The organism is Nonomuraea sp. NPDC049419 (assembly GCF_040676995.1).
Lineage (GTDB): Bacteria > Actinomycetota > Actinomycetes > Streptosporangiales > Streptosporangiaceae > Nonomuraea > Nonomuraea salmonea.
The window spans coordinates 21,154-28,260 of sequence record NZ_JBFAQB010000040.1 but is presented as its reverse complement, the minus strand read 5'-3'; the positions used below and the strand labels follow the sequence as shown (position 1 = coordinate 28,260).

Genomic DNA, 7,107 nt, shown 5'->3' with positions numbered 1-7,107 from the left:
TGCGCACCAGGACGATCACCGCGAGGACGCCGACGCTCGCGAACGTCGGGGAGATCGCGACCGTCCGGATGATGTCCGCGGCGACGAGAAACTCGAGCCCCAGCAGGATGGCGCGCCCGAGCCCCTTGCGGTACCTCTGGTAGGCGTCGTGAGCGGGATGCCGCAGCAGCAGCCGGTAGCCGAACCGGCAGGTCGCCGCCAGCGCCCCCACCACGATGACGGCGACGCCGGCCAGATCGACCGCCTGTCCGGCCGTCTCGATGACGGGCTTCAGATCCATCGCGAGTCCTCGACCGGCTCGACGGGGCTCACCGCCCTTGCGGGTTCTTCTCGCGGGCGAGCAGCGCGTGCCGCGCTTCGACGGTGGAGGCAGGTTCGCGCGAGGGCGACATGCCTGGACGTTGGCGCTGGGCCCGGGTGACGGTGCCCCCGCCGTCCCCGCCGTCCGCTGCCACGCCGGTCGCGATGAGGTACGCCTGTCCGGCGGGAATGCCGAGCGCCGCGGCGATCTCGGTGTCGTCGTGTCCCTGCGACAGCAGCCGCAGCGCCTGTTCCTTCGTCGGCATCGCCACCCCTTGATGCGCGATGCCCGATTTCTAGGGATGTCTACGCCATTGACCGGTCAAGGATTCACCGGCCGAGGAGCCGGTGGACCTGGGCACGGGTTCAGGTGATCGTCCGGGGCGACGTGGAGGAAGCGTGGAGGAAGCGCCGAGGAAGCGCCGCAGCGTCGCCCGGCGTGCGGGCGACCGCCTGCTGGCAGGCCGACACCGCCCCCTCTAGGTCTCCGTACGCCACGACGGCTCCAGCCGTCTCAGCTCGGCCCGGCCAGCCGCCTGATCAGCGCCACCGCCTCGTCCAGCACGCTCACCTCGTGCGCGGTGAGCCCCCGGTCGGCGGCGCGCCGGGCCTTGGCGTCCTCCAGCGGGCCGCCCGCGTCCAGGTCCTCGCCCAGCTCCCCCGCCAGGACGGCGAGTAAGGCCCGCGCCGCCTGCGCCAGCTCGCTCTCACCGTCCACCGCCGCCTGCGCGATGATCAGTGCCGTCAGGGCGCAGTCCAGCGCGGGCCGACCCTCACGGGCGTTGCACCAGTCGATCACCACGGGCCCGTCCGGCGTCAGCATCACGTTGTCCGGATGCAGGTCCAGGTGCAGGATCCGGTCACCGGGGTCGCGAGACAGCCGGGCCGGAATCCGGTGGAGCCGGCGCAGCAGCCCGGCAAGAGCCCGCCCCGCCTCCTCAGTCCCGATCCGCCCGGCCAGCAAGGCGTGCAACATCGTCGGGCCGGACAACCGTGCCATCACCAGGTCCGTGGCGGTGCTCTCGCCGGGGAAGACCTCCGGCACAGGGAACCCGTGCGCGGCCACATGCACCATGATCTCCAGCTCACGCCTGGTGTCGGCGTCCACCCGGTAGCGGCGCAGCACCCGCCCGTCGCCGATCGCGTACACGTCGGCGCTGCGTCCCGCACCCACCAACTCCCCGACCTCCATGCCCCCAACCTACGCGGAGACCGCCCGATCCAGCTCGCCGAGATCGTCGCTGTGCTCGCGGACCATCGTCCCCGCCAGCACCCGCGCCGCCGCCGCGCCGCCCGAGTCCCGTTCGCCGTTCGCGACCAGCACGAGCTGCCTCAAATGCGCTCGCAGCAGCTCGGCGAAACGCCGGTCGAAGACGCCGTCGCGCAGCCGGGCCAAGGCCCTCAGATCCGCCGCCGTGGGCATGCCGGGCATGTCATGCTGGAGGTGCGGGTTCTCACCGGTGATCCCCGCTACGGCGAGCAGCGCCCGCAACCGGCCGCGGCCCGCCTCGTGCTCCTTGCCGAGCCGTACGGCCAGAGCGGCCAGCGACCGGCTGGCAGCACGCCGCGGCGCGAGCTCCAGCAGGGGCCGAACCCGCGCGTGCAGGGCGTCGGCGAGCTGCAACCACGCCACATCGGTCGTCGTGAACGCCTCAGCGGAGGAAGCCGCCGTTCCGGCGCCCCGTTCGGCGGAGGAGCATCCCGCCAGCACGGCGACCACCAAGCAGACCACGAACCACCGCACCCGCCACCGCCCTTCGCCAGGAGAGACGTCCGGGCGGGCGCGCACGCCCGCCCGGACCCGACGACCGCCTACGAGGGACGCCCGTCGGCGCCGCACTTGATGATCGGCCGGATGCAGTCACGCACCCGCCGCTCCATCTCGGCCACCGGCCAGGCGTTGAAGAAGTCGCCGTGCATCGTGAACCCGCCGCCCGACGACAGCCGGAAGCGCGACGGGTCCCCGCTCACCGGGTACCGGATGACCTGCCGCAGCTTCGGCACCGGCACCGGGTGCGTGCTGGGGCACGCCCCCGCCACCGGGTAGGCCATGTGGCTCTTGTGGTCGGCGGAGTCCAGGTCCCGCCCGTTCCAGCACTGCGGGAAGTCCAGGTACGACTCCAGCATCGTGCCCGACGGGCAGTTCACGAAGTCCTTGGACGCTCCCACGTGCCCGGCGTGCAGGCACGACCACCGGGAGATGGTCGTGCTGTCGGGCCCGGTCGCCCTGGCGTTGCCCGCCACGATCCGCAGCCCCAGCGGGAGCGGCTGGATCCTGGCGATGATGTCGTCCCGGACCCCCTCCCCGAGGTAGTAGAACGTGACGATGGCCGGCTCCACCGGGACGCCGTCCCGGTAGAGGGTCGGCACCCAGTACGACGACTTGTCCACGGCCGGGTTGCAGTTGGTGGCGCCGTTCAGCAGGTCGGAGAGCTGGGTGTGGGCGTTGGTGACGCGGCTGCCGAAGAAGCTGTGCATGTGCGAGGCGCCCGGCAGGCCGGGGAAGACGATCGGGTCGTCGGGCAGCCGGTGGCTGAACGGGCAGTCGGCGAGGAACTCCGCCACCCGTACGGGCTCGGCCGCGGCGGGCCGCGGGGCGGCCACCACGAACGTGCCGAGCAGCAGGGACAGCAGGGCTAAGATCCGCATGGCGGCTCCCTTGACGCGGGTCATCGGTAGACCCGCACGTAGTCGACGAGCATCCTTGACGGGAAGGGCGTGGCGGCGTTCGGCGGCCCCGGCCAGTCGCCGCCCACGGCGAGGTTGAGGATGATGTAGAAGGGGTGGTCGAAGATCCAGGGGCCACGCGTCTGCTCCACCTGGTCCTTGCTGATCGTGAACACCGTCCGCCCGTCGAGCGTGTAGACGATGCCCTTGCTGTCCCAGTCGGCGGCCCAGACGTGGAAGGCGTCGGAGAAGTCGGCGCCGTCCGGCAGCGTGTACGGCGACCCGACGCCGCCGCCCCCGTTGTACGCGGGCGCGTGCACGGTCGAGTAGGACGTCTTCACGTCCTTGCCGAGGACCTCCATGATGTCGATCTCGCCGTTGTACGGCCACGGCCGCCCGGTCAGGAAGTCGGCGCCCATCATCCAGAACGCCGGCCAGAGCCCGTCGCCCTTGGGCACTTTGATCCGGGCCTCGACGCGGCCGTAGGTGAAGTGGAACTTGGTCCCGGTGTTCATCCTGGCGGAGGTGTACTGGCAGGTGGTGCTGCCGGTGAGCGGGTCGGGCGGGCAGGCGGAGCCCGGGGTGGCCTGCTTGCGGGCCTCCATGACGAGGTGGCCCTGGCCGTCCATGGCGGCGTTGGCGTGGTCGGTGTAGTACTCCAGTTCGTTGTTCGGGCCGGTGCCGGGGTCGGCGCGCCACTTGGCGGCGTCGGGCTTGGCGCCGGCGGCGCCGTTGAACTCGTCGCTCCACACCAGGGCCGGCGGGTCGGCCGGGTCGCTGGGCGGGGCGGGCGGGTCGGTGGGGTCGCCGCCGGTGCCGTACACCTGGAACTCCCACAGGCTGTAGCCGTAGGGGCCGGCCCGTTGTGTGCCGTACATGCGGACGTAGCGGCCGGTGCCCGTGACGTTCAGCGTCTGCTTGAAGCCGGTGCCGGTGGTCGTGCTGTAGATCGTGGTCCAGGTGCTCGCGTCAGGGGAGGTCTGGATCTGGAACGACCTGGCGTAGGCCGGGTCCCACTGCAGCACGACCTTGCTGATCCGGGCGGTCGCCCCCAGGTCCACGTGGATCCAGCCCGGGTCCGACCAGGCCGACGTGGCCCACCTGCTGGCTGGGTCGAGGTCGAACGCCCTGGCCGGGGTGCACTCCCAGCAGTTCCCGTCGTGCTGGGAGCTGGAGGCGGCGGGCTTGCCGTACGACAGCAGCCGCTCGCCGCCCGAGCCGCCCCCGGTCCCGTACACCTTGAACTCCCAGAGGCTGTAACCCCATGGGGTGGCGCGCTGGGTGCCGTGGACGCGGACGTACCGGCCGGTGCCGGACACGGAGAGGGTCTGGTTGCCGCCGGCGCCGGCGGCGGTGGAGTAGGGGGTGCTCCAGGTGAGGCCGTCGGTGGACACCTGCACCTGGAAGGCGGTGGCGTACGCGGTCTCCCAGCTCAGCTCGACCTGGCTGAGGGTGGCGGTCGAGCCGAGGTCCACCTGGATCCACTGCGGGTCGGAGAACGCGCTTGACCAGCGGGTGCCGGGGTCGCCGTCCACGGCGGCGGAGGCGGGGAAGGCGGCGGCGCTCTCGGTGGAGGAGGCGGTGACGGGCCTGCCCTGGGACAGCAGCGGGTCGGCGGCGTGGGCGGGCGGCGCCGAGAGTGGCGAGACGGTGATGACGAGGGCGAGGGACGCCGCGAGACGGCGTAAGAGTGAGTTCACAACGTCTCCGTCAAACGGGGGGCAGGATTTGAGGGAGCGCTCCCTGACAAGGAGCGTGCTCGCGCACCGGACGCCTGTCAAGGTGCGGGTTAACTTTCCAGAAACGTCGCGACGCGCGTTCCACGGCTTCACGCTGGGGCTCTCCTGAGGTTTGCCCGGCTCCGGAAGGTCCCGCACGGCCTCGGCTTGACTGTTCATCCGCCCTGGACGTGACAGCCTGAGGGAGCGCTCTCTGGATGACTCGCGCCTCGGATGTCACTCGGCGGCGGGCGGCGGCTCTTGTGGGACGCGGCGGTCGCCGATCTTCAGCTGATGCAAGCCGCCAGGATCCAAGGGCGCAGGCACCTGGTCGCGCTGCTGCGCGAGCTGCTCGACCGTGCCCTCACGGCCAACAGGTCCAGAGTCCTCGCCTACATCGAGCTGCATGCCGAGGCCGCGCGCCGGCCGCGCCTGCAGGAGACGATGGCTGAGCTCACCCGCGCCGACCTGGCGCTGCACCTGAAGCGCACAGAGCGGCCGACCTGCCGGCGACCCGGCGGAGCGCCGCCATGGTCACGATGTGCCTGAACAGCGCCCTGACGTAGCGGTCGCGGATCGAACTGCTGCCGGCTGCGTCGGCAGCTCTGGGAGCGCGGACTTGCTCACGGATACCAGCGTGACATGACCTTCCGCGGCACGCAGTCCGAGACGAGCGGCGGTCGTGATCCCAGCGGGCTGGGCTCGGGGAGCGGCAGCCAGGGGGCCGGCGCTCCTCCGTGCCCGCCGGGCGAGCGGCTCACTGCGCGGCCGCGTACTCCTTGGCCAGTTCGGCGGCTACCTGGTCGCCGCCGGCGTTGCGCCACTGCGTCATGATGCCCTTCCACGCGGACATGGGCTTGCGGCCGAAGACGATCGCCGCGATGCCGTCCCCGAGGATCTGGTTCAGCTGGGCGCCCTTGCTCACCTGGGTGGCCGAGCGCAGGCCGACGGCGGGGTCGGCGACGCTCCTGGGCAGGCTCGCCTGCTGCCACTCGTGGACGGCCTTGGCCGTGTCCGGGTAGCCGGGCAGGTAGAGGACCGAAGGCGCGGTGCCGATGTACCGGAAGGGCAGGGTGTTGTTGTTCTCGGTCTGGAACAGGTCGAGGGTCTTGATGCCTCCGTCGTCCTTGGTGAAGTGCACGCCCTCGACTCCGTAGTTGGCCGGCTCGTATTCCTTCGAGCCGAAGGGCGCGCTGAGGTAGTCGCTGATGCGCAGAAGCAGCTTGATCCGGTCGGCGGGGGCCTTCTTGAAGGTCACGTAACCGAACAGGCCGGCGCTGCGCGACGGCGTGGCCTGGGGGCCGTACGGGTAGCCCATGCCGAGCTCGAACCTGCCGTTGATCTTGGTGAGCGTCGTCAGCGACATGGAGCCGAAACCGTCCTGGATCGAGGTGACGGTGCCGTTGTGGAAGTAGCTCTGCATGTCGGTGGAGCTGGCCGTAAGGCTGTCGGGATGCACCGCCTTCGCCTCTACCAGCTGTCGCATCACGTCGAGTGCCTGCTCGAACTGTGGCGTGCCCATGGCCGAGATGAACTGGCCGCCGGAGACCGACCAGTTGTTGGGCGCACCGAGCGAGCCGGCGTGATAGGTGGCGGCGCTGGTGCCGCCGAACAGCGTCTTGTACCAGCCGAGCCCCCACTTGCGGTCGCCGCTGAGCTCCTTCATCGCCTCAAGGTACTGCTCGGTAGTCCACTCCTTGGGGATGCCCGCCTCGTCCATGGCCGTACGGTTGACGAACAGGCTGTTGGCCGGCATCGGCCGCTCCAGCGGGACGCCGTAGAGCTTGCCGTTGATCCGGCCCATGCCCTGCCAGGCGTAAGTGGGGATGTTGGCCAGGTTCGGGTACTGCTTGACCGCGTCGCCCGCCACGAACTCCGACAGGTCGGCGCACTGCGCCTGGATGAACTCGAGGGAGTGCGGCAGCGCGAGGTTCGTGAACATGATGATGTCCGGCAGGTCGCTGCCGGAGGCCATCAGGGTCGTCATCTTCTGGCCGTACTCGGGGTCGGGCACGACGGTCACCTGGAGGTCGACGTTGAGCGCCTTGTTGACGGCCTGCCAGTACTGGTTCTGCGCAAGCGGCGCGGGCGGCGGGCCGAACGTCACCACCAGCGCGGTCACCTTGGAGCCGTCGCCCACGGTGTCGTTCACCGACTGCGCCAGGGTCTCTGGGTACTTCAGGTAGAGCGGCTGCACGCCGGTGGCGTCACCGGGGGCGTCCGGCTCCGGCCCGGCGAAGGGCACGTACGCCGGCCACGGCGCGAGCTGCTTGCCCGCGTTGGAGACGTCACCGCCGGTCGCCCCGCCGCTCCCGCCGCCGCAGGCGCTGAGCAGCGGTGAGGCGGCTAGGCCGAGGGCGCCCATACCCGCCAGTCTGAGCAGGCCACGGCGGTTCATGCTGTTGTCCATGACGACATTCCT

The 7,107-nt window shown here is 70.9% G+C and carries 8 protein-coding genes; 1 reads left to right on the top strand and 7 read right to left on the bottom strand.

What is annotated here, in order from left to right:
- The 6 genes from AB0K12_RS48120 to AB0K12_RS48095 all read right to left on the bottom strand — a co-directional run.
- Positions 1-280 (bottom strand): DUF1622 domain-containing protein (locus AB0K12_RS48120; RefSeq protein ID WP_364576061.1); only part of this gene is annotated, 280 nt, incomplete at its 3' end.
- 28 nt (positions 281-308) lie between these two features.
- On the bottom strand, positions 309-566 hold the full coding sequence (locus AB0K12_RS48115) for a hypothetical protein (protein WP_364576059.1): 258 nt from the start codon (positions 564-566) through the stop codon (positions 309-311).
- A 248-nt stretch (positions 567-814) separates the two neighbouring features.
- Positions 815-1,492, bottom strand: coding sequence for a phosphotransferase (locus AB0K12_RS48110; RefSeq protein ID WP_364576057.1), 678 nt, complete (start codon positions 1,490-1,492; stop codon positions 815-817).
- A 9-nt stretch (positions 1,493-1,501) separates the two neighbouring features.
- Positions 1,502-2,089, bottom strand: coding sequence for a DUF305 domain-containing protein (locus tag AB0K12_RS48105; RefSeq protein WP_364576055.1), 588 nt, complete (start codon positions 2,087-2,089; stop codon positions 1,502-1,504).
- Between the two features lie 23 nt (positions 2,090-2,112).
- Positions 2,113-2,949, bottom strand: coding sequence for a DUF1996 domain-containing protein (locus tag AB0K12_RS48100; protein ID WP_364576053.1), 837 nt, complete (start codon positions 2,947-2,949; stop codon positions 2,113-2,115).
- Positions 2,950-2,969: 20 nt separating this feature from the next.
- Positions 2,970-4,667: a discoidin domain-containing protein gene (locus AB0K12_RS48095; protein WP_364576051.1), complete on the bottom strand. Its 1,698-nt coding sequence runs from the start codon at positions 4,665-4,667 to the stop codon at positions 2,970-2,972.
- Between the two features lie 312 nt (positions 4,668-4,979).
- Between AB0K12_RS48095 and AB0K12_RS48090 the strand changes: the two genes are divergently transcribed.
- Complete coding sequence (locus AB0K12_RS48090; RefSeq protein WP_364576049.1) at positions 4,980-5,234, top strand: hypothetical protein; 255 nt, start codon at positions 4,980-4,982, stop codon at positions 5,232-5,234.
- A gap of 208 nt (positions 5,235-5,442) precedes the next feature.
- Here AB0K12_RS48090 and AB0K12_RS48085 read toward each other — a convergent pair whose 3' ends face one another.
- The gene (locus AB0K12_RS48085; protein ID WP_364576047.1) at positions 5,443-7,095 is read right to left on the bottom strand and encodes an extracellular solute-binding protein; all 1,653 of its coding nucleotides are present in this window, start codon (positions 7,093-7,095) and stop codon (positions 5,443-5,445) included.
- Between the last annotated feature and the right edge of the window lie 12 nt (positions 7,096-7,107).

What these genes read in the sequence shown, in the direction of transcription:
- AB0K12_RS48115 (WP_364576059.1), bottom strand. Translation starts at nt 566, where the DNA reads ATGCCGACGAAGGAACAGGCGCTGCGGCTGCTGTCGCAGGGACACGAC.
- AB0K12_RS48090 (WP_364576049.1), top strand. Translation starts at nt 4,980, where the DNA reads ATGCAAGCCGCCAGGATCCAAGGGCGCAGGCACCTGGTCGCGCTGCTG.
- AB0K12_RS48110 (WP_364576057.1), bottom strand. Translation starts at nt 1,492, where the DNA reads ATGGAGGTCGGGGAGTTGGTGGGTGCGGGACGCAGCGCCGACGTGTAC.
- AB0K12_RS48085 (WP_364576047.1), bottom strand. Translation starts at nt 7,095, where the DNA reads ATGGACAACAGCATGAACCGCCGTGGCCTGCTCAGACTGGCGGGTATG.
- AB0K12_RS48100 (WP_364576053.1), bottom strand. Translation starts at nt 2,949, where the DNA reads ATGCGGATCTTAGCCCTGCTGTCCCTGCTGCTCGGCACGTTCGTGGTG.